This is a genomic window from Rickettsia endosymbiont of Urophora cardui, from assembly GCF_964030725.1.
Lineage (GTDB): Bacteria > Pseudomonadota > Alphaproteobacteria > Rickettsiales > Rickettsiaceae > Rickettsia.
The window spans coordinates 1,054,222-1,080,017 of record NZ_CAXIPY010000006.1 but is presented as its reverse complement, the minus strand read 5'-3'; the positions used below and the strand labels follow the sequence as shown (position 1 = coordinate 1,080,017).

Here is a 25,796-nt window from a genome sequence, read left to right as displayed (position 1 = left end):
AATTGATGTTTTTATAACTTCCCAAGTTTGTTGATATAAAGTAATGTTTTCATTTATCCTCCTTTTGTTCATATCAAGCCAGGCCAATACAGCAAGGCAAATATGATTTCTTTGAGCTCGACCCGTGCGTGCCTGACAGCAGCATTCAATACCACAAGTTTGTTTCAATTCTCGATGATAAACTTCTATAGACCAACGCGCCTTAACAATTTTCTCTATTTGCTCACGTGTAGGATTCTCGAAATTAGTTGTTATGTAATCAATGCGACCATTTTTTGCCACAAACTTAAATACCGTAACCCAACCGTATCCACGTAGGTGAATTTTTAGCCCTTCATCGGGAATCTCTAAAGTTTCCAAGCTAACATTACGATTAACTTTTCTATTTTTTCTTAGGTTGGTAACCCATATCCAACCTAAATTACGTATATGTTTTAAATTATCCAAACCACTATACCAAGCATCCATAACTATAGCATCAGGCTTGATACCTCTTTCTTTAGCTAAAGTAAGCATATCACAAAAATGCTCGTTCTTTGTTTTACCATCAGTTTCTTTATCATATATTCTATAATCTACAGGAGTAGATTGATCAATTTGAGTATTGTAATGCAGTAAGTTTACCATTCCTATACCAGGTATAACATCATGTACAGCCCCAGAATATTGATAATTTACAAGCTCGATCCTCTTACTGTATTGCTTTGACAATAAGGTGTCATCTCCCACTAATAAACAAGGATCTTCCAGATCAATATATTTTGACACTTTGCTATAGATTTCGCTAGGGCGAAAATCCTTACTCTTTAACCATCGACTTGCACTATCGTGCGATAGATCTAATGGACTTACTTCAGATAATGCTTTGCTAGTATATCTTACACTACTTGCTTGTAAGAATGATTTATATAAATCTTTGCTACATTTTGATCTTGTCATTTTTATCTAAAACTATTTTTCTCTAGATTAGCATATTATTTGCTAAGTGCGAAACTCCTGTAAGAGTGGTTATAGCTCGCGATATATAGGGACAAAGATTGGCCGTGATAAAAGCACTATATGTTATGCACTCAAGAGAATGAGGCATAATTATAGACCAGATAGGGCTAACACACTTGCTTGCAGTTTAAGGCAAGGTAAGAGAAAAAGAAAATTAGATATTGATAATAATTTACGAGCAGAAATAATAAAGCAGTTAACACAGGGTATTTCACCAGATATAATTTCAGGTAGACGTAAACTATCACGAGATACTGTCAATATTTCTACAGAGAGTATATACCAGTTTATTTATACATCTCCTATAGCACAAAGGCAAAAATTATATTTATCTTTAGCAAGAAAAAGGAAAAATAGGTTGCATCATGGTACAAGAATCAGAAACAAAAGAATTACAATACCAAATCGAGTTTCCATTACTGAAAGACCAGAGATAAATAGAAAGATAGCAGCAATAGGTCATTTAGAAGGTGATTTAACTTTTAACAAAGGTAATCAAAGTCGTAATATAGGCGCTCTTGTGGATATCAGAACACAAAAAGTGTTTCTCACTTTAAACCGTTCAAAAAGAACACAAGATGTGATTGGTAACATGAATAAAAAACTTAAACAATTGTCGCATATAATCAAAAGCATAACGTTAGATAATGGCAAAGAATTTACCAATCATGAACAACTATTGCCAAAATCTGAACGAAAAGTATATTTTTGCAATCCTTATTCTCCATGGCAAAAACCATTGATAGAGAAGATTAACTCAATGGTGCACAGAGTATACTCTAAATCTTTAGATATAAAAAAATTAACAATAAAGCAATTACAAGAAATTGAGGATTTTTTAAATAATTTACCAAGAAAAGTGCTCGGTTATAAAACACCCAATGAGGTATGGGAAGAAAATATAAATCTGGCTTAATTAATACTGGAATTTACCAAAATACCTACTTGGTTCTTTGTACATGTCATCAGTAATTCTCGAATAATATTTAAATATTTAAAAATAAATTTTTATTCGATTTTACTGTCCATAGTTACTTCTTTTTTATAGGTAATTTTAATGTTCGTTGAGGGTAATTCTAATATTCGTTAGTCATGCTCACAAATTTTACACAAATAATCATCTAGTTCTTGATTGAATATTACTCTTCTATACTTTGCCGGCGTTACTAAATGATATATTAGTACTGTGACATTATGACTCTTATGTATATAACTGCTTTCTTCCATTCAAGTAGTATATCACGAAGCAGAGCTTCGGGGAATTAAACCCGAACGCCAATTTAGGATAAGAGAAGTTGTTCTGGAGCTAAAGCATCAAGTTTTATACGAGATTTAGTGATAGCATAAGAAGTAACACAAGCTAGAATATGCACCAAGAAATTAACAGGAGATCTATGCCTTGTATGCTCAAGGTTCATTCTATTTTTTAGTATATTAAATACTGATTCAATTAATGATCGTTTACGTAACATAGCTTTATCTTCTAATTCTAGTAAATAATTCTTCATATCCTTGCGAATATTAGTTATCATTCTTAAATTTCTAGAATAGAGTTTAAACCATAACTCTTTACAAATATATGCTTTATCACCAAATACCTTACCTGTTATCTTCTGAGTTATAGATTCAAGAACAGATAAATCAGCTCTATTTGCTTTTGTTATTTTAACAGCTATAATCTCTGCTTTATGATTAATCTCTCAGGGTTTAATTCCCCGAAGCTCTGCTTCGTGATATCATAAGAAACAACTAAAACTTTTTTAGATACCTCGTAGCTCTGCTGCGAGGAGCATCATTGATTAAATGTAATTTAAATCCCATAAACCAACCATAACTACTCATCCCAACTTTGGCAATTTTACCAAAAACTCTATTACTAGAAGTGCGCTTAGCATGACAAATAGATAGTTTTGTTGAATCAATAAAATATATTCCCGTATCTTCACCTCGTAGTAATTGCAACATTATTGACAATGGCAATATTAACCTTGGCCATAATTGTACTATTCTACTATAACATGGTAAATTAAAGTAACCCTTATATTTATGCGGTAAGTAGTATAAATAATAGTTTTTAAAGTCCTTGCAAGGCGATAGATAAAAATATATGACTATTGTCATCAATTCTGCAAGACTTAATTTGCCTATTCTATGCCTTTGCTGATTTGTTGATAATAGACGGTGTTCTATCCATTCTTCATATATTTTACAAAAATTATCTAGTCCGTCCGCCAAAACTCTACAAGCCTTATAGATAATATGGTTTTAAGACAAGAAGTAATACAACAATCCGTAAGAAAATGATAAAATATGGTCATAAACCTTATGGATTTCAGTCAATGCCAATAGACAACATTATCAAATCGCAAGAACAAGGGAAACTGTTTGGTTATAAATTAAAAGAAGAATTAAACCCAAATAATAAGCTATATAAATTAAGAGAATTAATAAATTGGTCTAGGCTCGAAGAGTGGTTATCAAAAAATGTTTGTATTAAGAAATTTGGTAGAAATAGAAAATGTCATAGAGTGATGCTTGGCATAACGATGCTACAAGCAATGTATAATTTTTCAGATTCATTATCAGAGGAAGAGCTAAAAGAGAATATGTATTGGCAGTATTTCTGCGGGTGGGAATATATAGAAAAAGACATAGCTATCTCGGAAACTAGTATACGACGGTTTCGTAGTGTATTAGGTGAAGCTGGATATAATGAGATATTATCGGAGTTGATCAGGGTTGGGATAAAAACTAACACAATTAAAAAAAAAGATTTGGAATTAATCATCGCTGATACGACTGTACAAATTAAGAATATCAAACACCCACACGATGTTTATTTAATGGATAAAGCTAGGCTTAGCATAGTAAAGCTTTGCAACAGTTTGGGTATACATTTGAATGAAACATACGCTAGAACCTATAAACGCGATATAGTAAAGCTATGGAAATATAAAGAACATAGTAAAGCCAAGAAGCGTTGGAAAATAATGAAGCATTTAAAAATATTACTGGGTCGTTTGATTAGAGTATGTGAGCGTGAGATCAAAAATAAGCAATTAAACTTGTCTCTCAAAAATCAAGAAGTATTGCAAAAAATAAAACAAATACATAACCAATCTGTTTTAAAAAGAGAAGCTAAAAAGCAATATAAAGAAGATAACAAAGTATTATATAGTTTTCATGCCCCTGAAGTAGAGTGTATAGGAAAGGGAAAACGCAACAAGCCATATGAGTTTGGCAATAAAGTAGCGGTAGTAGTAAGTGGTCGTAGAAATTTTGTTTTATCCGCAAAATCGTTTCATAATAATCCTTATGATGGTCATACATTGCATCAGAGCTTTGAAGCAGTAGAGAGTGTCACTGGAATCAAGATAAAGAAATCATTTGTTGATCTTGGGTATAGTGGTAGCAATGTAAAGGAGAAGAGTAAGGTATATACCCCAAAAACGCGGAAGAAGTTGTTACAAGAGGACAAGTCTATGATCAAGAGACGCAGTGCCATAGAACCAATAATAGGTCACTTAAAGCAATATGGTCGGATGGGTAGAAACTTCTTGAAAGGTATGATAGGAGATATTATCAATCCAATAATCTCTGCTATTGGTTTGAATTTACGATGCATTGCAAATCATTTACAAATCGTGTCTAACTCCACATAAATCAAAAATATCATCATGCAAAAACTAGATGAACGATAAAAAATCGTTAACAATAGCTCCATATCAAAATTAGACCAACACAGAAATGTATCAGTAAAAATTAACATAACTTATTAATTTTTATTGAAAATCTTAGCAATTTGTTGTCAAAACTCTATCCCATTACAAATGATCAGGATTTGAAGTGTTTTTGGCGGATAGACTATCTACTAAATAATATACAGTTATGATACATCTTTTCATGTTGAGTTACTGATCTTGTATTAAAAAAATCTATCATAACTCAACATTAATCTCCTTTAAACCCTTTATCTATAAGCTTTCTATCTATCCCTTATCCTAAATTACTGAAGTTTTGACAAAAAGATAACCAAACTTATAAAGTATGATATAAATACGCTCAAATACAAAATGGTTTTTAGTGTGTATGATTATGCAAGAAATGTTGCAAGAAATAAAAAATTTTCCCCTATAATCAAGATGTGGTTTTAGAATTAATACTATCACTAGTAACTAATGATAGCGTTAAAGCAAGATCTGTTGTTGAATTAACAACTAATAAATATTTTCAGCGTAGTTGGTCAAGTGTATACAGAGCTATAGAGAATTTTTACTGTGTTCGTGATGAATCATTAAATATAAGAGATGAGCAACGTTTTAAGACTCGAGAAGATATAGAAAAATACTTAATAAGTAAACTGATTAATGAGGGTAAAAACTTACTGCAAATAGATACTACAGTGAGTAGCAAGAAAGATTCCAAGAAAGCAATTGATCGTACATATATTAGACAGAATGCTAATAACCGACCAGTTGCGGGTTATGAATATAGTGTAGTTTGCATCGGTGCTCAGCCTAAATGGTCTGTACCAATATCTATAAATAGAGTAAAATCAGATGAGAATAAGTATAGCAAAGGTAGCAAACAAATAATGAAAATTGTTAAGCAAATACCACAAAAGGCTCTAAATATAACAGTAGGTGATGCAGGTTATAGCGCTCTATCTTTTATTCACCCGCTGCACAATGAAGCAAATACGGTAACAATAACCCGCCAAAGAATTAATCGCAGTATTTACAAAATATATATAGAGGAGCAAAAAACAAGAGGTCGTAAAAGATCTTATGGAGCTAAGATTTCTTGTAGTAGTTCTGATAATTTACTGATTCCAGATACAGAAGAAACTGTAGTAAAGGCTACAAAAAATGGTGACATATCAATTAGTATTTCACTATTTAAGAATTATCTAATCAAGGGTAAGAAACAGCATATCATGTCTGATAAACCGCTGAATTTTATTCAGGTTAAGGTGTTAGATGCATCAGGAAATAGGAAATATAACAGAGATTTATGGTTATGTGTTTCTGGCCAACAAAAAGATAAAATCAGTGGTAAAGAAGTATATGAATACTATAGACAAAGGTTTGATATTGAGCATTTTTTTAAATTTGGTAAGTCAAAATTATTGATGGATAAATTTCAAACGAATGATCCAAATAAAGATGAGGATTATATGTTATTCGTAATGCTAGCGTACAACATATTGTATCATGCACAATCTTCAGTTAAGGCAAGAAAAGTAAGGGCATGGGATAAAAAAATCAATAGCAATATGTTGTCTCCAAGTGAAGTTTATAGATCTATGCCACAAATTGCCCTTGAAGAAATATTAGAAAAGTCTGTATCCAGAGGGATACCAGATCATAGAAATATTAGAAATAATCATCAGGTCAAACCATTTGCACCAGTAATACGCAAAAGTAATAAACACGGTAAGTTGGAAATTACAATAAAATCAAGTTTTGATGGAAGTAACCAAATTACCAAAACCTCATTTAATAAAAAGCTAGAATTACCAAATAATATTAGTAACAGGAGTTTCGCACTTAGCAAATAATATGCTAATCTAGAGAAAAATAGTTTTAGATAAAAATGACAAGATCAAAATGTAGCAAAGATTTATATAAATCATTCTTACAAGCAAGTAGTGTAAGATATACTAGCAAAGCATTATCTGAAGTAAGTCCATTAGATCTATCGCACGATAGTGCAAGTCGATGGTTAAAGAGTAAGGATTTTCGCCCTAGCGAAATCTATAGCAAAGTGTCAAAATATATTGATCTGGAAGATCCTTGTTTATTAGTGGGAGATGACACCTTATTGTCAAAGCAATACAGTAAGAGGATCGAGCTTGTAAATTATCAATATTCTGGGGCTGTACATGATGTTATACCTGGTATAGGAATGGTAAACTTACTGCATTACAATACTCAAATTGATCAATCTACTCCTGTAGATTATAGAATATATGATAAAGAAACTGATGGTAAAACAAAGAACGAGCATTTTTGTGATATGCTTACTTTAGCTAAAGAAAGAGGTATCAAGCCTGATGCTATAGTTATGGATGCTTGGTATAGTGGTTTGGATAATTTAAAACATATACGTAATTTAGGTTGGATATGGGTTACCAACCTAAGAAAAAATAGAAAAGTTAATCGTAATGTTAGCTTGGAAACTTTAGAGATTCCCGATGAAGGGCTAAAAATTCACCTACGTGGATACGGTTGGGTTACGGTATTTAAGTTTGTGGCAAAAAATGGTCGCATTGATTACATAACAACTAATTTAGAGAATCCTACACGTGAGCAAATAGAGAAAATTGTTAAGGCGCGTTGGTCTATAGAAGTTTATCATCGAGAATTGAAACAAACTTGTGGTATTGAATGCTGTCAGGCACGCACGGGTCGAGCTCAAAGAAATCATATTTGCCTTGCTGTATTGGCCTGGCTTGATATGAACAAAAGGAGGATAAATGAAAACATTACTTTATATCAACAAACTTGGGAAGTTATAAAAACATCAATTCAGAACAACATTAAATGGCTTCTAACTAATACACAATTTTGCTAAGTGCGAAACTCCTGAGTAAGTATAAACCAGCAATATTAGACAAAATTGCTACAGTTTTTGACACATTATGTACCCAAATAGAATAAATAAATTTTGTTATTACTAAAAAAGTATAAAAAAATTGGAATACATTTCTCCTTATGGAAAGGATTTTGTCAAAACTTCAGTTATACGAGATTTAGTGATAGCATAAGAAGTAACACAAGCTAGAATATGCACCAAGAAATTAACAGGAGATCTATGCCTTGTATGCTCTAGGTTCATTCTATTTTTTAGAGTCTTTTGCAATGATTGTGTAAATTTTTGTTGAGCCTATATTAACCTAAATTCTGGATTAGCTAATTTTGAGATATAGCAGGTTTGTTAGGTTTCATACAGTATGCAATTAGGGCGGATAAGATATGTACAAAGGCATTCCAAATTGATCTATGTCTTGTATGTTCGATCTCGAAAGCACCCTTCAGCACACTAAATACTGTTTCGATAATTGAGCGTTTGCGTAATAATATTTTTTCAAATAATGGGCTCTGTCTCATCAATTGTGTAAATTTCGTGAACCATTAAATTCTACCATCAAATTTGATCATAAAATGAGCCATAGCTTCATTCCAATTGGGGATAGGCATAGACCATTTTTTGGTAATATAATCAATTGTCAGATATAAAACTTTAAATACTGCGTCATCATTTGGAAAGATGCGTTTATTCTTAGTAACTTTTCTCAATTGGCTATTCAGCGATTCTATCGCATTTGTAGTGTAAATAATCTTACGAATCTCCTTTGGATATTGCAAGAAAATTATCAAATTATCCCAATTATTATACCAAGATTTAGCTATATGCGGATATTGCTTACTCCATTTTTGATCAAATGACTCAAGAGCTAATTCTGCTTCTTTTTCAGTAGCAGAAGTATAGATTAGTTTCAAATCCGCTGCTAATTGCTTTCTATCTTTATATGATACATATTTGAGGCTATTCCTGATCTGATGGACAATACAAATTTGATGTTCAGTTTTCGGATATACTGATGCAATAGCATCAGACATACCAGTTAGATTATCACTACAAGCAATTAAGATATCTTTTACTCCTCGATTCTTCATTTCAGTAAAATTACCAAGCCAAAATTTAGCTCCTTCATTCTCACTTATCCATAAGCCTAAAATATCCTTTCTGCCAGATAAATCTATTCCTAAAGCTACATATACTGATTTATTAATTAAAAATTTTTTGTCAAAACTTCAGTAAATTAGCGTTGAGAGATTAAATTTACGAGCGAGTCGGCTAGGGGTATATTAAATACGTGAGCACAATCGAGACTCGCTAAATTTGCTGTATCAACCTTATTGCTTGAAGCTATTAATCACTAAAGCTTTGGTTGATATTTTTCCTAGCACTTCTTATATCTTTTAAGCGTTCATGGACTTTTTCAAAGACTTGTTTAGGGAGGACAGAAGTATTAATTTGTAAAAATTCGTCATCTTTTAGCTTGATAGAGAAAGAGGGGTCTTGAAATTCTGGACCATCGATTTCTCTAGCAATTTTTATATAATAACCGATAATATGGCTGTTATAATAATCGCTTTTACTGATCATTTTTTTAGCTATCTTATTAATATTCATATCAGTTTTAGCAGTATAAGTAACAGTTAGTGCAATACCTAGCATTAGACGCTGTCTATGGCTAAAGGGAATATCTGAAGATAGAATAAATTCTGAAACGAAATTAGCTCTGAGTGTTTTATCGATATTTTTGTTATACTGAGCAAGCATTATAGCTAGCTCGACTGTTATTAGAGTGGTATTATCTGGATTAATGAGAAGATATTTTACGGCTTCAATATATTGATCGATTTTACATATATTTCTATCAAATTTTACTAATCTCTTAACTCGCTCATAAATAATATCTTTTTCTTTTTCATTATCCGGTAGTGAATCAAATCTCACCCCTTCTTTTAAGCCATAATTTGAGATGATAATTTTTTCTGGAGAAAACACTTTAATCATCGCTTTTATTACTAAAACAGCGTTATAATTAATCGCTTTTTGTTCATAATAGCTAAGCTTTAACTTATCGATTTGTGATAATTTTTCCAAATATAATTCAAATTCTACACGGCTTATTTCAAAGTTATGTAAATTTTTAAGAGGGTAATTAATAGACTCCATATATATTCGGCTCATTAAACGCAATGCACCACCGATTAAATATAGGTTAGGATAATGCTCAAGACCAAATTCTTTTTCAATTAATTCTGTAATAAGCCCAAGATTATCAAAATTATTATTAGCAAGAATCCGTGTGCCAAGCGGTAGCGATTTTAACTTACCAACTTTTTTATCCGCAATTTGTGCAAGCTCTAAGCTGCCGCCACCAAGATCAGCTACAATACCTGAAGCGTCGCTAATTCCTGAAATTAAACCGGCAGCAGTTAAATAAGCTTCACGTTCACCTGAGATAATCTCAACTTCAATATTGAATTTCTTTTCGATTATTGCTTTAAATTCTTCTGCTTTTGGGTGTCCCCTGAGTATAGCTGTTGCAACGCATCTGATATTAGTAACAGAAAGCTTAGTAAAAATATGAGTGAGATATTGTAGAGATAAATATGTTTGATGTTTTATATCTAAATTATCTAAATTGAGTAGATTGGTTAAATAATTTTTGAATTTATAATTAAAAATTTCAGGAGCTCCAAGCTCATCGGTTTCATACACTACAGCTCTTAAAGCATTTGAACCGATATCAATAATAGCTGAACGCATCTTCGTATATACTTCTTTTCTTTTAAGAGTAGAATTATACTCAAATCATTTGGGTATATATTACTCACTGTTTTCTGGAGCAACAGCAGCCTCTTCTGTCTCATTAGAAGTTTCGTTATTATTTGCTCGCGGATCAAAAGGTACTTGAGTAGGTACAAAAGTCGGCGGTAATAATCTACTGGTAAAAAACTTATCCTCAAAATATTTAATCTTACGAGATTTTATCGGAGGAAAAGACTCTATTAAAACAATCTGCTCGTCTCTTGGTAACTGTATTACTTCTTGAGGTAAAAGTAAAGCCCTTTGAACTTGAGAAACATTTTGTGTTCTAGTAGAAATATTAAGGTCAAAAAATATAGGTTTGCTGAATGATCTTTGTTCTATAGTTTTATTACCGACTAATTGTGATATTAAATTTGCGGTTTCATAGTTATTTGCAGCAAAGGTAATACGATATGTTGAGTTAGATAAGAAAGAGTTCATACCCGCATCTTCATATGTTCCTTTTAGCTGCTGGGTATCTTGAATAATTAAGAATAAACGAACTCTATAACCCCTGAAATAAGCAATACCTGCTTTGAACATATCCATCTTACCAAGTGTTGGGAACTCATCAAGTAAGAACATCACGCCATAAGGTTCTTCTTTTAAATCAGGCATTTTTCGGCTTAAAAACTCTGTAGCTTGCTGATAAAATACCTGCATTAATTTCTGCAAACGTTGTATATTATCAGGAGTAAGACCTACATATACAGTTGTTTTTATTTTCTTGAATTCTTGTACATTAAAATCGGAAGAAGCAGTAGCAGAGTCAATTAATGGGTTTGCCCATAACTCAAGTGATGAGTTCATGGTTGATATAACACCTGAACGCTCTTTATCGGCTTTTTGTAGGAAAGCTGCAATATTCATATATGCAACAGGGTGAATTATCCCGCCTAAAGTATCAAGCACAACCGCTAGATTATATACTATGTCATCACTTCTCATGGTACGCACCACTTCACCAAAGGATTTGGTTTTAACAGGATTGGCTATTAAATATAAAGTTACGCCCAAGAATAAGCTTCGTGCTTCATTATTCCAGAAATCCTTTTCAGGCATGATAAGGTTTGAAATTTTTTGTACGTCATCAACCATTTGCCCAGGCTTAGTACTAACCCAGTCAATCGGATTATAGCAGTGAGTAATACCATCTGGGTTAGATGGCTCCCATACAAAGACTTTCTGACCTTGTTTCTCACGCCAACCGCTCGTTAAGCCATGGTTTTCAAGTTTTATGTCATGAACAACTACTGAATCACTCCAAAATAATAGGTTAGGTATAACAAAGCCCACACCTTTACCAGAACCGGTAGGAGCAAATAATAAGGCGTGCTGGAATCCATCAGCAACAAAATAACCACCACTATCAACTCCGATTAGCATACCTTTTTTAGCTCTAAGACCAGCCGATTCAACATCTGCAGGACTTGCCCACCTAGCATCACCATAGACTTTTTCAGGTTGCTCAAAAAATTGTAGTGATTTGATTCTCTCAAAGTTTTTAATGTAAAATATTATAACGACAAGAGCAGGACCAAGAAGTGAAGCAAGTAGCTTTAATTTTAAATAGTTATAATCAGAGATTTTTAATTGTCCCCAAACGCTAACAAGCCAATAAGCCCATTTGTAAGCAATATTTATAGCAGTTACATCTACTCCAAGAGTCCCAATTTCATTGGTAAAGATTGCAACAAATGCACCACTTATCCATAAGGTACTAAAAATAACAACCGGATGAATTATAGCATGACCGAATATATTTCTAGTGACTTTGAGTATGTTATGCCATTCCATTTAGTAATCCTTGATTTTTATTTTTATGTCATTGCGAGCGACTAAAAGGAGCGTGGCAATCTCAGGAGTCTTGTACTGTTTTATGAGATTGACGCGTCGATGCTATGCATATCCTCGCAATGACGCTCTCACTACACCATTCCTTCGGCGTTTTTATTCTTTTTATAATATACTTCCGATACATATCTTTTACCGCCACTGCCACGTTTTAATTGTACTACAATATCTACAACTGTTAAAATATATTTTTGTACTTCTTCAGGTGGCATACCAAGATCAGCTTGCATAACCATCAATTTTAGTTGTTCAATTGCCATAGCAGGACTATCAGCGTGAAGTGTAGATATAGAACCTGGGTGACCAGTATTAATAGCTCGCAAGAAACTGAAAGCTTCTTGACCTCGAAGCTCACCAACTATAATTCTATCAGGTCTTAAACGCAAACACGCTTCTATTAGATCTTGAGTAGTAACATTTGCTCGTCCTTGTCCGCCTTTAGAAGCAAGCAAATGAACTCTATTAGGGTGACTAGATAATACAACCTCACGAGCATCTTCTACTGTAATTAATCTTTCCAATTGAGGTATTTCAGTAAGTGCTGCATTAGTGAAAGTAGTTTTACCTGTTGAAGTACCGCCGCTAATTATAATATTTTTCTTTGAAATAACTGCATGTTTGATAAATTCTTTTATCTTTTTTTCAGCTAAATATTCGTTTAGAATTATTTCATCTTGATCTACTAAACTTTCTGTTGCAGTTTCATCAAAAGCTCCCATTTTAGCATATTCATCTAGAGTTAGGTTCATACCGCTCGGCTTTCTTATAGAATAAATGATTTGTCCTATTTCACAAGCAGGAGGGAATACTATTTGAATACGATAACCATTTGGAAGTGTTGCTGAAAGTAAAGGCTTTTCCTCTGAAATCATTTGTTCAGTAGATTGAGCAACTAAACGTCCAAGCGAAAGTAAATGTTCTGCGTCAAGCTCTGGTAATTGTTTAGAATATATATATCCTTTCTTCTCAACCCATGCTTCTCCAGGTTTATTAACCATAATCTCGTTAATACCATCTTCAGCAAATAATTCTTTAAACGGTAATAAAAATGTCTCTAAGGCAGCAAATGCATCACTCATTTTACTACCTTTGATTTTGTTAAAACAGTAACAGGGAATTTATAATCCTTATTAACGTATATCTTAATCGGAGTACCTTGATTAATCGTTGTAGTAGGTTTAAATTGCTGCTGAGTTGTCATATTTTGTACAGTATTAGTAATATCTGTAAAAGCTTGCGTAGAAGCTTGCTGTGCCTGAGTTGGATTCGATGCTATAGAAGTACTAGTAAGCAAGCTTGAAGCAGCTGTATTAACCGCTTGTACTAATGTAGCTAGCCTCTGTTCAGGTGTATTTGCCGAAGAAGCATCTTGGGCAGTTGTACAGGCTTGTGTCATTGTAGTATAGGCAGTAGATGTTTTATCAGTAATAGCAGCTAAAACATTTGTACAAATTGTAACTATTCTTGTATTTGGATTCAAACTAGTATTTTGGGAAATTGTTTGAGCAGTATTTAATAACTGAGTAGCAATAGCACTATTAGTAGCAGCAGCTTGTGAGTTTATAGGTGGAGGTACTAATTTATCGAGAACCTTGGCAATTCCTATATTGAAAGCAGACTGTAATACTGAGTTAGCAAACTGCTCCTTATATTTGTTATCTACTCTTCCTTGCACTCCTGGTCTTCCTAAATTATCGACTGCAGGCGAATCAAATGCTATAGTATAGCCATTAGTTAAGTCTATTCTATCCCATATTACAGAAACTCTACCATAGCTATCTGCTGAAGTTGAAGTTGCATATTTACCAAATACTTTCGATCCTTTTGGTATTAATATTATTTTATCTTTCTCAGAATATACATCTCTACTAATAATAGCTCTTATTTCGCCACCAAGATCGCTATTTATAGCTGTTTCAAGCACTGCCTCAATGAATTTACCACGCCCTAAGATTAAAGACATGTCACCACGATCTTTAAATACTGCATCCGCAGCAACTTGTTCAGCTGTCTTCTTAGGTTCTACGCCGCTAACTAGCACAATAGATGATGTTCTTTTTGCTTGTTTACGCTTCTTTTCCTCATCACTTTCAACTAAAGGTCCGTTTGTTGAAGGTAACGAAATAGGCGGAGCTGGAAGTGTTTTTGACTTATCCGTTTCTACTGGGGTAGTTGGAGGTGGTGGAGCTGTCGGTGTCTCAAGCTTTGGTGGATCCGGTAATTTAGGTATTTCAGGTACGTTATCTGAATTATCTTCAACAGGTTTAACAATATTGCTAGGTATATTAGTATTTTGAATTTCTTCTTTTTTAGGAGCAAAGAAAAGAGAATAAAAAATATATATAAGAACACCGCAAATTACAACTACGATAGCGATACTTTTATTAAAACTCACTGAAACTTTTGATAATTCTTTTTGAACTTCAGGTGTATCTGCTCCTGATAAAGAACTGTTATTGTTTTGCTCTTCGGCCATATTTAAATTATATTATAGTTTGTTGTTATTAAGTAGCAATCGTCATTGCGAAGAGCATCGTAGAATCGACGTGGCAATCTCAGGAGTTTGCTTTATGAGATTGCCGCACTCCTTGCAGTCGTTCGCAATGACGTAAACTATACTAGTATCGTGCCATGTAATGATTGCTTGTTCTATTCTTAGAATAGTCAAATTTAATTACATATACTAACTCTTTCTCATGCCCTTCCATTAACTCAACAGAAGAAATATCAAATTCATATGTTCTTTTGTTAGTTATGATAGTCATATTAGTACGAATATATTTTTCAAGAGGTTTGATAAATAAACGATTACCAATAGGAGTTAGTTTCCACGCATAGGCGTCTCCAAGAATGATATTTTGAACTTCTTCATTTTTAGCAAATTCTATATGTGCTTGAAAACCGAAATGCAGTGTTAATAAATAAACTTCATTAGGATTATATATATATGTTTGTATCCTATTATCCCTAGTTATAGATAAATCATCCAAATAATTATTACTGATATTACTACATGGATCATTTTCTAAAAGTGGACAGTCAGCATTAGCTATTAAGCCACTTAAGTATATAAAAATTAAAAAACAAAATCTAACTATTATCATCGTCTACCCTATATCCGTTAACTTGAAATCCTACAGGATTTATATCAAGTTCTGAATCTGTTAATTGCATTGGTACGTAAGTATAACTTACCACTGCTATTTTATTATAAACTGTTTGATTTCCTGTTGCTTCATTTACGGAAAATCTAACTATATATTTGTCTGAGGCAATTTTTGACCATGACTTTACTACTAAATAAGTCGTATTATTTTCCTGATACTTTAAACTTGGATCGTTGTTCTTATCTCTTATATACCCAAGATAACCATAAAAAACATTACTAGTTGAAAGTAATCTTATAGTAGTGCGTGCCAAGGTAGTGAAATCAACAAAATTATATGTTTCCCTTGCATTTATATATTTTTTTATAAAATATCTTGTAAGAGACTCATCTGCAGTAAGCACTGGTGATGAAATAGGCTCTACTACTGATGCACGACCGGTAGTGTCATCAAGTTGAATGACAAAAGGATCAAACTGTTTAGATTTTACTACAAAAGCTATTACTAAAGTAGATATTACCATAAAAATTGATAATATTATCAGTAATATTATTAATAAGCTACGTTGAACAATCAGCTTATCAGCACGTTCTTCATACCAATTTTGAGTTATCTTTAGCGGATTTGCTTGGTTTTGCTCGCTCTTTGCATCATTTTGTGCTTTATCACTTGATTTAAAGGAGCCGAATATATTATCTAACATACTTCTATTGTTATATTAAACGGTTACTAGCGAAATAAGTGTCATTGATATATTTATGCTATATCTATTATAGAATTAACCGGTCTTCTTACACAAGGATTCATACTTAACTCTGCTTCATCATTAATTTCAGCTGCAACGCACGGGCTTTTAATTTCGTAAGGTGCTGAGGGTGTACATGATAATAATTGTGAAAGCATAATTAATAACACCCAAAACTTGAATAATTTTAACATCTTAAATATATAATAGTGGTTTATTTTATTACCTAGTTTAAATTAGCTTAGTATATAATTGTTCACAAGCATTTTTTACAAAAATTTATTTTAAGTGTAAAAAAATATTAAAAAGATTGTAAACATTATATAACAATAATATTGATGCAATATTATTACCATCAATAATTATTATTGTATAATTTAAATTTATAAATTATTTATTTTAATCTCTCAGGGTTTAATTCCCCGAAGCTCTGCTTCGTGATATCATAAGAAACAACTAAAACTTTTTTAGATACCTTGTAGCTCTGCTGCGAGGAGCATCATTTTACAATTAAGTAGTATTTTGGTATTGTAGCAACAATATAAAGTTATTTTATAACTTAAATGATCTTAAATTAAATTAACAAATGATAATTATATTAAAATAATTATGCTAAGGTTATGGGAATAAAAATACACATCAATTACTAAATAATTATGGATCCAGTACTTAGTGCCGTACAAGAATATGTTAAATCCGGCGAATATTTTAGTGATGCAAGAAAATGGTACAGCTTTAAATATGTAGTGCCGTTGAGTAGTAGGTCTCTTTTACTTTTAGCATGTGCAACATTTACATTATTACTTGCTATAATTTGTATAAATATTGATGTATTATTACCTATAAACGAAAAAATAAGCTACTTGATAAGATCTAGTACCGAAAAACAAGCTACTATTACTAATACTAAAGAATCTACATTGCGTGATCCTTATGGTTCTGTTGCTAATATTATGCTCAAAAATTATGTGCTACAGCGAGAAGAATATAATTATGATTTATTAAAACAACAATTTGTCTTTATTAAAAATAGTTCTACAAGTATTGTTTATATGCAATTTGCTAATTTTATGAATATTGATAACCCACTATCACCGGTTATGCGATATCAAAAATTATATAGGCGTTCAATTAGTATAACATCAATTCAGAATATAAATAATAATGAAGTAGTTGTTACTTTTGAGTCATTAGCTAAAAATAGTGCAGGGGAAGTTTTAGAAAATATGTTATGGGAAGCAAAAATAGGTTATATAATGGATTCTATCAGTGCAAATCTTCCGCCTAATGCTCCATTTAACTTTACTGTTACCAGTTATAAGCTAAAATTATTAAAAGATAAAAACCAGAAATAATATGAAGCGATTAATAATATTTTTTACAATTATATTTTTTACATTAAATATATTTGCTATTAGAGAGTCAAGACCTTTGGGGCAAGATTCTCGTTTAAGAGTTATGGTTTATAACCCTGATGATGTTTTTAAATTTACAGGATATTACGGCTATCAAGCAAGTATAGAACTTGCAAGAGATGAAGAAATAGTGAGTATCTCTATGGGTGATACTACTTCTTGGCAAATAGTACCTGCAGGTCATAGGATTTTTATTAAACCGATGGAGCAGGATGCCACTACTAATATGACTTTAATTACTAATAAACGAACATATTTCTTTGAACTATACGCTGCTGAAACTCTTGATATGCGTGATCCAGAAATGGTTTTTAACGTCAAGTTCCTCTATCCTGATGATGAAAATGATAATGCTGGTGGTCACATGCAAACTTATATTGCCTCTTCAGCAACCCCTGATCTTAATCATCCAGAAAAATATAACTTCAACTATTATATTAGCGGTAGTGAAGAAATAGCTCCTATTAAAATTTTTGACGATGGCGAATTCACCTATCTACAATTTAGAGATAAAAATTCTGAAATTCCTGGTATTTTTGCTGTAGATGATTCACTGCGTGAGTCTTTAGTAAATTATCGCCTCGCTCCAGATAACCCTAATTTAGTTATTCTTGAACAAGTATTCCCAAAACTTGCTGTGCGTAAAGGTAAAAAGATTACTTGTATATTCAATGAATCTTTTAGAGCCGACTGAGTTCTGTCATCCCGTGGCTTGTCCACGGGATCCAGAAAAAATTTTGATTAAAAGACTGGATCCCGTAGTCAAGCCACGGGATGACAATTTTATGTCCCACTTAATATATTTTTTTGCTTTAATATTACTTACTTCGGGTTTGTTTATAATGCTTACAAGCCATAATTATATTCATAAGGTTATTGGACTTGGGGTTTTTCAAAGTTCAGTATTAGTTTTTTATTTAGCTTTGGGTAAAGTTAAAACAGGTATTGTACCTATTATGCAAGAAGGCGTCACTACCTACACCAGCCCATTGCCTCACGTATTGATGCTAACAGCTATAGTAGTGGGCTTTGCAACACTTAGCGTAGCTCTAAGTCTCATATATCAAATTTATAAACATTTTGGTACAATATCAGAAAACGAAATTAGTTTTGATACATAGATATATTTCTAGTATGTTATTTATGTATTGTCATCCCGTGATTTCTTCACGGGATCCAGTTAAAAATACTTATAAAATTAGTATTTTTTATTATTTTCTGGATACCGTGGACAAGCCACGGTATGACACCGAATCAGTTTTGAATAAAAACCCATGATCTTAGCTAAGCATTTTCCTATCTTACAAATATTATTCCCATTTGCAGGTGCATTACTTGCGACAGTATTTTTTCGTTTTATTTTATTAACTCGAATCATTACTATCTGCTCTATTTTAACAAGCTTTATAATTAGTATTTATGGATATTCTATTGTAAAAAATACTGAGATTTCTTATGTGATGGGAGGGTGGACTTCGTCTATTGGAATTGAGTATTATCTAACCTCTTTGAATCAAGCTATTATTGTTTACCTTAATTCGGTTTTATTATTCTTTCTAATTTTTTGCTATAACCTCACTAACCAAACTATCCTAAAATATATTAATCACAATAGAAGAGCTTTATTTTACGCCATATTGTTGTTTGCTCATATGGGTTATTTAGGAATGGTTAGTACTAATGATTTCTTTAATTTATATGTGTTTATAGAGATTTCAGCACTTAGTAGTTATGTTTTGATAGCTAGCGGTGGTAACCATAAATCCTTAATCGGTGCTCTTGATTATTTAATAATGGGTAGTATCGGTGCAACCTTAATTCTTATGGCCATAGGCTTTCTGCTAAGTATTACCGGTAGTTTAAATATGCTAGATGTAGCCAGATTTTTACAAAAATATTCTAATTCACGTATTGTAACTTTATCTATAGGATTTTTCTTAATAGGGGTTATTTTAAAGACTGCTTTTTTCCCTATGCATTTTTGGATGATGAGAGCTTATAGTGCTACTGCCTCGGTGATTTTAGTATATTTGGCAGGAATTTCGACAATAATAGGTGTATATATAATATATAAATTTACCTATCTCATTATAAATTATGAAACGATTAAACTAGCAATTAACCATTTTATAAGACCTATTGCTTTATTGACGCTTATCATAGCTCCATATTTTGCTTATAAAGCTGAGAATTTTAAGAAAATTATAGTCTATTCGTGTATTACTCAAATAGGCTATGTATTTTTATTATATGTTACCGATAGCGGTATGAAAATTTTACCATGTTTATTGATTATAGATAGTGTAAATAAAATAGCTCTTTGTCTAATTGCTGCTTATAAAGAAGCATATCAGAAAAAACCAAACCAAGTTTTAGTAATAATAGCTGTAATTTGTAGCAGCGGCTTGCCAATTAGTCCGTTATTTTTTGTTAAGGTAAGTATTCTAGAATTATTTTTAAAGCAAAATCTATTATTAGATTTTATAATAATTTTACTAAGCTCGGTAGGATCATTATTCTATCACTATAAAATGGTGAAACTTTTATTTTTGCAAAAGCAAGAATCAACTTAAGAAAAGAAAAACTGAAGTTTTGACAAAAATTCTAATTTTTCTGACTAAAGTAAAAAATTATATTTAAAGTTAAATATTTAGTGCTGTTATCAGCTTAAAGGCGATATTTCTACAATTTAAAGTAAATTATTGGATATATAATACAAATTATAGATTGATACACTCGCCACTTTTTTTAATCTCTCAGGGTTTAATTCCCCGAAGCTCTGCTTCGTGATATCATAAGAAACAACTAAAACTTTTTTAGATACCTCGTAGCTCTGCTGCGAGGAGCATCATTAAAAATTTTTTGTCAAAACTTCAGGAAAAAGCTTTTGATGTTATTACTTGTATAAGCCGAGAGTATCTTCGGTGTCATCCCGTGGCGGCATTGTTGCGTGATTCCGATGTCATTCCTGCGAAAGCAGGAATCCAGGAAAAAAAGCATAAATACAGCAAATTTTTAAAAATGATGCTCCTCGCAGCAGAGCTACGAGGTATCTAAAAAAGTTTTAGTTGTTTCTTATGATATCACGAAGCAGAGCTTCGGGGAATTAAACCCTGAGAGATTAAAAGCTCGCTTTATACTAGATTCCTGCTTTCGTAGGAATGACATATAGGGCATTTTTCGATCCACGCAGGCAATGCCGCCACAGTATGCTACTAAAGATGCTTTTCGAGATACGTAACAACGCCGGAAAAGCTAACTAGATGACACAAAATAAACTCCTGAGATTGCCACACCTTGGCTAGGCATCTTCTCGCAATGGCGTTGATAACTAATAAAAACATAATAACATGCTAGCACAATTTACTACTCCGAATCTTTTGATTCTATCAACTTTACTAGTTGGTATGCTGAATTTAACTAGTCCGTTTGTGACTAAAGAAGATAGTTTTACACGTAATTTTTTACTTATTGCTATCGGGATTTTTTTCTTTAGTAATGTTCTGATTATTGATTGGGTGTTTTTAAAAGACGTAAGGGCAGGGTTTAAGTTCCATATTTTCGGTAATTATTTTATAGGTTTTCATCTTGAACCTTTAGGGCTTATCTTCTTAAGCTTAATCAGCTTTTTATGGATTTGCTCGCTGCTTTACACTCCTCAATATCTTGCTATTAATAATATAGAAAACTCTTCAAGGTTTTTATTCTTCTTTAATCTAACTATTCTCATAGGTAGCTTAATTGCACTATCTAGTAACCTGTTTACGATGTTTATTTGTTATGAGCTTGTAACAATTTCTACGGCTTTTTTAATAGGGCATACTAAAAATAATATAGTACTTACGGGATTATATAAATATTTAAAAATTTTGATGATCACCGGAATCATGTTATTTTTGCCGGCTATTATAATCATTTATGCTAAAATCGGTAATGGGGATTTCGGAAGTAAAGGACTAATGCTAGAGCATTTTTCTAAAAATCAGTCTATTCTTTTATTGCTAATGTTTATTTTCGGTATTGCAAAGACAGCGATTTTTCCAGTACATTCATGGCTTCCCGCAGCAATGGTTGCACATTATCCCGTTAGTAGCTTACTGCATGCAGTGATAGTAGTAAAAACTGGTTTATTTTGTATTTATAAAATTTTAGTATATATATTTGGCTTATCGTACTTACAAGAAATATTTGGAGCGTTTAACTGGTTGATTTTTATCCCAATAGTAAGTATTTTTTATAGCACATTTAAAGCTTTCGGAACGGATAATATCAAGAAAATACTTGCCTATTCCACCATGAACCAATTAGGCATAGCGTTACTTAGTGCTTTTATGCTAACGCCTAAGTCCTTAGCCGCTGCAACTCTGCATTTAGTATCGCATTCTTTTACAAAGATTTGTTTATTTTATAGTATGGGAAGTATTTATAGCCTAAAGAAAGCCAATCAAGTGCAGGATTTAACAGGTACTTCAAAAGAATTCCCATTGATTTCTTTTATGATATTAATATCGTCATTATCGTTAATCGGTATTCCGGTTTTAAGCGGCTTCATAAGTAAATTCTCGATTTTACTGGCAGCAGCCGAGCAGAATCAGTTTATCGTGATGGCTGTTATAATAATTAGTAGTATATTTTCAAGCTTGTATCTTATCAAAATATTAGGATTTATTTACAAACCTTCTTCTACTGAAACGTCAAATATCACAAAGCAGCCTCCGCAGCTTATGCAAATAAGTATCATGATCTGCTGTGCTGCTGTGATATTCTTTTATTTCATCCAAATTCTAATCAAGAAGTTTTTAGGATATATTTAAATTTATACTTTTCTGTACAAAAGTGTTGCATCGCCGTAGCTAAAAAAACGCATTTGTTCTTTTATGGCATACCCATATAGCTCGTGCATTTCTTTAAACTGAAGTTTTGACAAAAAGATAGCCAAACTTATAAGTTATGATATAAACGCCAATTTAGGATAAGAGCAGTTGTTCTGGAGCTAAAGCATCAAGTTTTATACGAGATTTAGTGATAGCATAAGAAGTAACACAAGCTAGAATATGCACCAAGAAATTAACAGGAGATCTATGCCTTGTATGCTCTAGGTTCATTCTATTTTTTAGTATAATGATGCTCCTCGCAGCAGAGCTACGAGGTATCTAAAAAAGTTTTAGTTGTTTCTTATGATATCACGAAGCAGAGCTTCGGGGAATTAAACCCTGAGAGATTAATTATAGAACTTTCCGTTAACAGCTCAGAATAGCTTATTTCAGGCTTTCTTGTAGGGTTTTTATTAATTAATGGTAGAAATGATTTATTAATCCACTGCTCGCTAATTTTACAAAAATCATCGACAAAACAAAATAATGCAGTAATATCTTTCTTCATGGGGATACTCTTGTTTTTTTGCTAAAAATTATATAGAGTATCTTCTATCCCTTGTAAATACTTACTTCCAAACCTAGATTAATCCAGAATTCAGGTTATGAGTGTGTCTGATATTAAAACACAATTGCAAGAATTATATGGAGCTGAGATCAGTGAGAGCCTAATCAGCAGGATTACAGATGAAGTCAGGAGTTTCGCACTTAGCAAATAATATGCTAATCTAGAGAAAAATAGTTTTAGATAAAAATGACAAGATCAAAATGTAGCAAAGATTTATATAAATCATTCTTACAAGCAAGTAGTGTAAGATATACTAGCAAAGCATTATCTGAAGTAAGTCCATTAGATCTATCGCACGATAGTGCAAGTCGATGGTTAAAGAGTAAGGATTTTCGCCCTAGCGAAATCTATAGCAAAGTGTCAAAATATATTGATCTGGAAGATCCTTGTTTATTAGTGGGAGATGACACCTTATTGTCAAAGCAATACAGTAAGAGGATCGAGCTTGTAAATTATCAATATTCTGGGGCTGTACATGATGTTATACCTGGTATAGGAATGGTAAACTTACTGCATTACAATACTCAAATTGATCAATCTACTCCTGTAGATTATAGAATATATGATAAAGAAACTGATGGTAAAACAAAGAACGAGCATTTTTGTGATATGCTTACTTTAGCTAAAGAAAGAGGTATCAAGCCTGATGCTATAGTTATGGATGCTTGGTATAGTGGTTTGGATAATTTAAAACATATACGTAATTTAGGTTGGATATGGGTTACCAACCTAAGAAAAAATAGAAAAGTTAATCGTAATGTTAGCTTGGAAACTTTAGAGATTCCCGATGAAGGGCTAAAAATTCACCTACGTGGATACGGTTGGGTTACGGTATTTAAGTTTGTGGCAAAAAATGGTCGCATTGATTACATAACAACTAATTTAGAGAATCCTACACGTGAGCAAATAGAGAAAATTGTTAAGGCGCGTTGGTCTATAGAAGTTTATCATCGAGAATTGAAACAAACTTGTGGTATTGAATGCTGTCAGGCACGCACGGGTCGAGCTCAAAGAAATCATATTTGCCTTGCTGTATTGGCCTGGCTTGATATGAACAAAAGGAGGATAAATGAAAACATTACTTTATATCAACAAACTTGGGAAGTTATAAAAACATCAATTCAGAACAACATTAAATGGCTTCTAACTAATACACAATTTTGCTAAGTGCGAAACTCCTGGAAGTAATAGATGAGGTCAAGATTTGGCAGAGTAGACCTCTTGAATCAGTATACCCTATAGTATATTTTGACTGTTTAGTAGTGAAAGTAAGACAAGATAAACTTATTATTAATAAATCAGTATATGTGGCTCTGTCTCATCAATTGTGTAAATTTCGTGAACCATTAAATTCTACCATCAAATTTGATCATAAAATGAGCCATAGCTTCATTCCAATTGGGGATAGGCATAGACCATTTTTTGGTAATATAATCAATTGTCAGATATAAAACTTTAAATACTGCGTCATCATTTGGAAAGATGCGTTTATTCTTAGTAACTTTTCTCAATTGGCTATTCAGCGATTCTATCGCATTTGTAGTGTAAATAGTCCCTCCGCCAAAACTCTAAAAAATATCACTTGTGTCACTAATTTCCAAAAATAGTGCGATTTTAGAGCAAATTACTCTAATTTTGAGGGCTGATTTTAAATTTTTGTATTAAAAACCACACTATTTCCCAAAATGCATTCATTTTTTTATTGTCATTTTTTTGTATTTCCATAAGCTTTTGATATAAAACCTTTCATTTTCTTATGGATTTTACTATGCATTTTTGCCTTAAAACCCTATTGCCTATAAGGCTTTTAGAGTTTTGGCGGACGGACTAAATAATCTTACGAATCTCCTTTGGATATTGCAAGAAAATTATCAAATTATCCCAATTATTATACCAAGATTTAGCTATATGCGGATATTGCTTACTCCATTTTTGATCAAATGACTCAAGAGCTAATTCTGCTTCTTTTTCAGTAGCAGAAGTATAGATTAGTTTCAAATCCGCTGCTAATTGCTTTCTATCTTTATATGATACATATTTGAGGCTATTCCTGATCTGATGGACAATACAAATTTGATGTTCAGTTTTCGGATATACTGATGCAATAGCATCAGACATACCAGTTAGATTATCACTACAAGCAATTAAGATATCTTTTACTCCTCGATGCTTCATTTCAGTAAAATTACCAAGCCAAAATTTAGCTCCTTCATTCTCACTTATCCATAAGCCTAAAATATCCTTTCTGCCAGATAAATCTATTCCTAAAGCTACATATACTGATTTATTAATAATAAGTTTATCTTGTCTTACTTTCACTACTAAACAGTCAAAATATACTATAGGGTATACTGATTCAAGAGGTCTACTCTGCCAAATCTTGACCTCATCTATTACTTCATCTGTAATCCTGCTGATTAGGCTCTCACTGATCTCAGCTCCATATAATTCTTGCAATTGTGTTTTAATATCAGACACACTCATACCCTTCGCATATAAGGATATTATCTTTTGGTCTAAGCCATCTATTCTTGTTTGTTTCTTTGAGACTATTATAGGTTCAAATTTACCTTGTCTGTCTCTTGGAACATTTATCTCTATAGTACCATTCTCACTAATCAGATTCTTACTAAAACTACCATTCCTCGCATTCTCAGTTTCAGCTCTATCATACTTGCTATAACCTAAATGTTCTGACATCTCAGCATGCAGTGCTCGCTCTAAAATACCCTTGGTTAATTCCTTAATTAATCCATTCTGACTTAGTACTGTTTTTAAATCTACTCCGCCTTCTATCAGCAAATCTATTGCTTCATTTATTTTTTTATTCTTCTCTATTTGCAT

The 25,796-nt window shown here is 32.3% G+C and carries 19 protein-coding genes and 10 pseudogenes; 12 read left to right on the top strand and 17 right to left on the bottom strand.

Annotated elements, in window-relative coordinates; genetic code table 11:
• Positions 1–939, bottom strand: a 939-nt coding sequence (locus AAHI98_RS13795; protein ID WP_342226122.1) for an IS701 family transposase, incomplete at its 3' end; no start/stop codon positions are given.
• A gap of 46 nt (positions 940–985) precedes the next feature.
• Between AAHI98_RS13795 and AAHI98_RS13790 the strand changes: the two genes are divergently transcribed.
• Positions 986–1,915 carry an IS30 family transposase gene (locus AAHI98_RS13790; protein WP_342226121.1) on the top strand — a complete coding sequence of 310 codons (930 nt, stop codon included), beginning with the start codon at positions 986–988 and terminating at the stop codon, positions 1,913–1,915.
• Between the two features lie 182 nt (positions 1,916–2,097).
• Here the strand turns inward: AAHI98_RS13790 and AAHI98_RS13785 are convergent.
• Positions 2,098–2,226: pseudogene (locus tag AAHI98_RS13785) on the bottom strand (IS200/IS605 family transposase); the annotation flags it as partial.
• A 53-nt stretch (positions 2,227–2,279) separates the two neighbouring features.
• Positions 2,280–3,255, bottom strand: a pseudogene (locus AAHI98_RS18800) (transposase).
• 44 nt (positions 3,256–3,299) lie between these two features.
• On the opposite strand from AAHI98_RS18800, the gene AAHI98_RS13770 reads away from it, so the two are divergent.
• The 3 genes from AAHI98_RS13770 to AAHI98_RS13760 all read left to right on the top strand — a co-directional run bounded on the left by AAHI98_RS13770 (position 3,300) and on the right by AAHI98_RS13760 (position 7,575).
• Positions 3,300–4,661 carry an IS5 family transposase gene (locus AAHI98_RS13770; protein WP_342224717.1) on the top strand — a complete coding sequence of 454 codons (1,362 nt, stop codon included), beginning with the start codon at positions 3,300–3,302 and terminating at the stop codon, positions 4,659–4,661.
• 482 nt (positions 4,662–5,143) lie between these two features.
• Positions 5,144–6,559, top strand: coding sequence for a transposase (locus AAHI98_RS13765; RefSeq protein ID WP_342226119.1), 1,416 nt, complete (start codon positions 5,144–5,146; stop codon positions 6,557–6,559).
• 35 nt (positions 6,560–6,594) lie between these two features.
• Positions 6,595–7,575, top strand: a complete 981-nt coding sequence (locus tag AAHI98_RS13760) for an IS701 family transposase (RefSeq protein ID WP_342224656.1) — start codon at positions 6,595–6,597, stop codon at positions 7,573–7,575.
• A 338-nt stretch (positions 7,576–7,913) separates the two neighbouring features.
• Here the strand turns inward: AAHI98_RS13760 and AAHI98_RS13755 are convergent.
• The 9 genes and pseudogenes from AAHI98_RS13755 to AAHI98_RS13715 all read right to left on the bottom strand — a co-directional run.
• A pseudogene (locus AAHI98_RS13755) lies at positions 7,914–8,129 on the bottom strand (transposase); the annotation flags it as partial.
• 6 nt (positions 8,130–8,135) lie between these two features.
• Positions 8,136–8,801 (bottom strand): annotated as a pseudogene (locus tag AAHI98_RS13750) (IS256 family transposase); the annotation flags it as partial.
• Positions 8,802–8,937: 136 nt separating this feature from the next.
• Complete coding sequence (locus AAHI98_RS13745) at positions 8,938–10,347, bottom strand: Ppx/GppA phosphatase family protein (protein WP_342226118.1); 1,410 nt, start codon at positions 10,345–10,347, stop codon at positions 8,938–8,940.
• 60 nt (positions 10,348–10,407) lie between these two features.
• Positions 10,408–12,186, bottom strand: coding sequence for a type IV secretory system conjugative DNA transfer family protein (locus AAHI98_RS13740; protein ID WP_342226117.1), 1,779 nt, complete (start codon positions 12,184–12,186; stop codon positions 10,408–10,410).
• A 131-nt stretch (positions 12,187–12,317) separates the two neighbouring features.
• The gene (gene virB11 / locus AAHI98_RS13735) at positions 12,318–13,322 is read right to left on the bottom strand and encodes a P-type DNA transfer ATPase VirB11 (RefSeq protein WP_342226116.1); all 1,005 of its coding nucleotides are present in this window, start codon (positions 13,320–13,322) and stop codon (positions 12,318–12,320) included.
• Positions 13,319–14,719 (bottom strand): TrbI/VirB10 family protein, encoded by a 1,401-nt coding sequence (locus tag AAHI98_RS13730; protein WP_342226115.1) that lies wholly within the window; start codon positions 14,717–14,719, stop codon positions 13,319–13,321. The genes virB11 and AAHI98_RS13730 overlap by 4 nt, the downstream gene beginning before the upstream one ends.
• A gap of 142 nt (positions 14,720–14,861) precedes the next feature.
• The gene (locus AAHI98_RS13725) at positions 14,862–15,347 is read right to left on the bottom strand and encodes a TrbG/VirB9 family P-type conjugative transfer protein (RefSeq protein ID WP_342226114.1); all 486 of its coding nucleotides are present in this window, start codon (positions 15,345–15,347) and stop codon (positions 14,862–14,864) included.
• Positions 15,334–16,053, bottom strand: coding sequence for a VirB8 family type IV secretion system protein (locus AAHI98_RS13720; RefSeq protein WP_342226113.1), 720 nt, complete (start codon positions 16,051–16,053; stop codon positions 15,334–15,336). Before AAHI98_RS13720 ends, AAHI98_RS13725 begins: the two co-directional genes overlap by 14 nt.
• A gap of 53 nt (positions 16,054–16,106) precedes the next feature.
• Complete coding sequence (locus AAHI98_RS13715; protein ID WP_342226112.1) at positions 16,107–16,289, bottom strand: DUF2706 domain-containing protein; 183 nt, start codon at positions 16,287–16,289, stop codon at positions 16,107–16,109.
• Between the two features lie 462 nt (positions 16,290–16,751).
• On the opposite strand from AAHI98_RS13715, the gene AAHI98_RS13710 reads away from it, so the two are divergent.
• The 6 genes from AAHI98_RS13710 to AAHI98_RS13680 all read left to right on the top strand — a co-directional run bounded on the left by AAHI98_RS13710 (position 16,752) and on the right by AAHI98_RS13680 (position 22,324).
• Positions 16,752–17,450, top strand: coding sequence for a VirB8/TrbF family protein (locus tag AAHI98_RS13710; RefSeq protein WP_342226111.1), 699 nt, complete (start codon positions 16,752–16,754; stop codon positions 17,448–17,450).
• Between the two features lies 1 nt (position 17,451).
• Positions 17,452–18,204, top strand: a complete 753-nt coding sequence (gene virB9 / locus AAHI98_RS13705) for a P-type conjugative transfer protein VirB9 (RefSeq protein WP_342226110.1) — start codon at positions 17,452–17,454, stop codon at positions 18,202–18,204.
• A 91-nt stretch (positions 18,205–18,295) separates the two neighbouring features.
• On the top strand, positions 18,296–18,631 hold the full coding sequence (locus tag AAHI98_RS13700; RefSeq protein ID WP_342226109.1) for a Na+/H+ antiporter subunit C: 336 nt from the start codon (positions 18,296–18,298) through the stop codon (positions 18,629–18,631).
• Positions 18,632–18,784: 153 nt separating this feature from the next.
• Complete coding sequence (locus AAHI98_RS13690) at positions 18,785–20,083, top strand: proton-conducting transporter transmembrane domain-containing protein (protein ID WP_342226108.1); 1,299 nt, start codon at positions 18,785–18,787, stop codon at positions 20,081–20,083.
• A gap of 289 nt (positions 20,084–20,372) precedes the next feature.
• A complete protein-coding gene (locus AAHI98_RS13685) occupies positions 20,373–20,567 on the top strand; it encodes a hypothetical protein (RefSeq protein ID WP_342226107.1) in 195 nt (64 codons plus the stop codon).
• A gap of 293 nt (positions 20,568–20,860) precedes the next feature.
• A complete protein-coding gene (locus AAHI98_RS13680; RefSeq protein WP_342226106.1) occupies positions 20,861–22,324 on the top strand; it encodes a proton-conducting transporter transmembrane domain-containing protein in 1,464 nt (487 codons plus the stop codon).
• Between the two features lie 2 nt (positions 22,325–22,326).
• On the opposite strand, the pseudogene AAHI98_RS13675 reads toward AAHI98_RS13680, so the two are convergent.
• The 3 pseudogenes from AAHI98_RS13675 to AAHI98_RS18790 form a co-directional block, all read right to left on the bottom strand.
• Positions 22,327–22,422, bottom strand: a pseudogene (locus tag AAHI98_RS13675) (S-adenosylmethionine:tRNA ribosyltransferase-isomerase); the annotation flags it as partial.
• Positions 22,423–22,477: 55 nt separating this feature from the next.
• Positions 22,478–22,627, bottom strand: a pseudogene (locus tag AAHI98_RS18795) (IS982 family transposase); the annotation flags it as partial.
• A 121-nt stretch (positions 22,628–22,748) separates the two neighbouring features.
• Positions 22,749–22,892 (bottom strand): annotated as a pseudogene (locus AAHI98_RS18790) (IS982 family transposase); the annotation flags it as partial.
• A gap of 246 nt (positions 22,893–23,138) precedes the next feature.
• Here AAHI98_RS18790 and AAHI98_RS13670 point away from each other — a divergent pair.
• Positions 23,139–24,119, top strand: a complete 981-nt coding sequence (locus AAHI98_RS13670) for an IS701 family transposase (protein WP_342224656.1) — start codon at positions 23,139–23,141, stop codon at positions 24,117–24,119.
• Positions 24,120–24,136: 17 nt separating this feature from the next.
• A pseudogene (locus AAHI98_RS13665) lies at positions 24,137–24,280 on the top strand (transposase); the annotation flags it as partial.
• Between the two features lie 18 nt (positions 24,281–24,298).
• Here the strand turns inward: AAHI98_RS13665 and AAHI98_RS13660 are convergent.
• A pseudogene (locus AAHI98_RS13660) lies at positions 24,299–24,502 on the bottom strand (transposase); the annotation flags it as partial.
• Positions 24,503–24,782: 280 nt separating this feature from the next.
• Positions 24,783–25,796 (bottom strand): annotated as a pseudogene (locus AAHI98_RS13655) (IS256 family transposase); the annotation flags it as partial.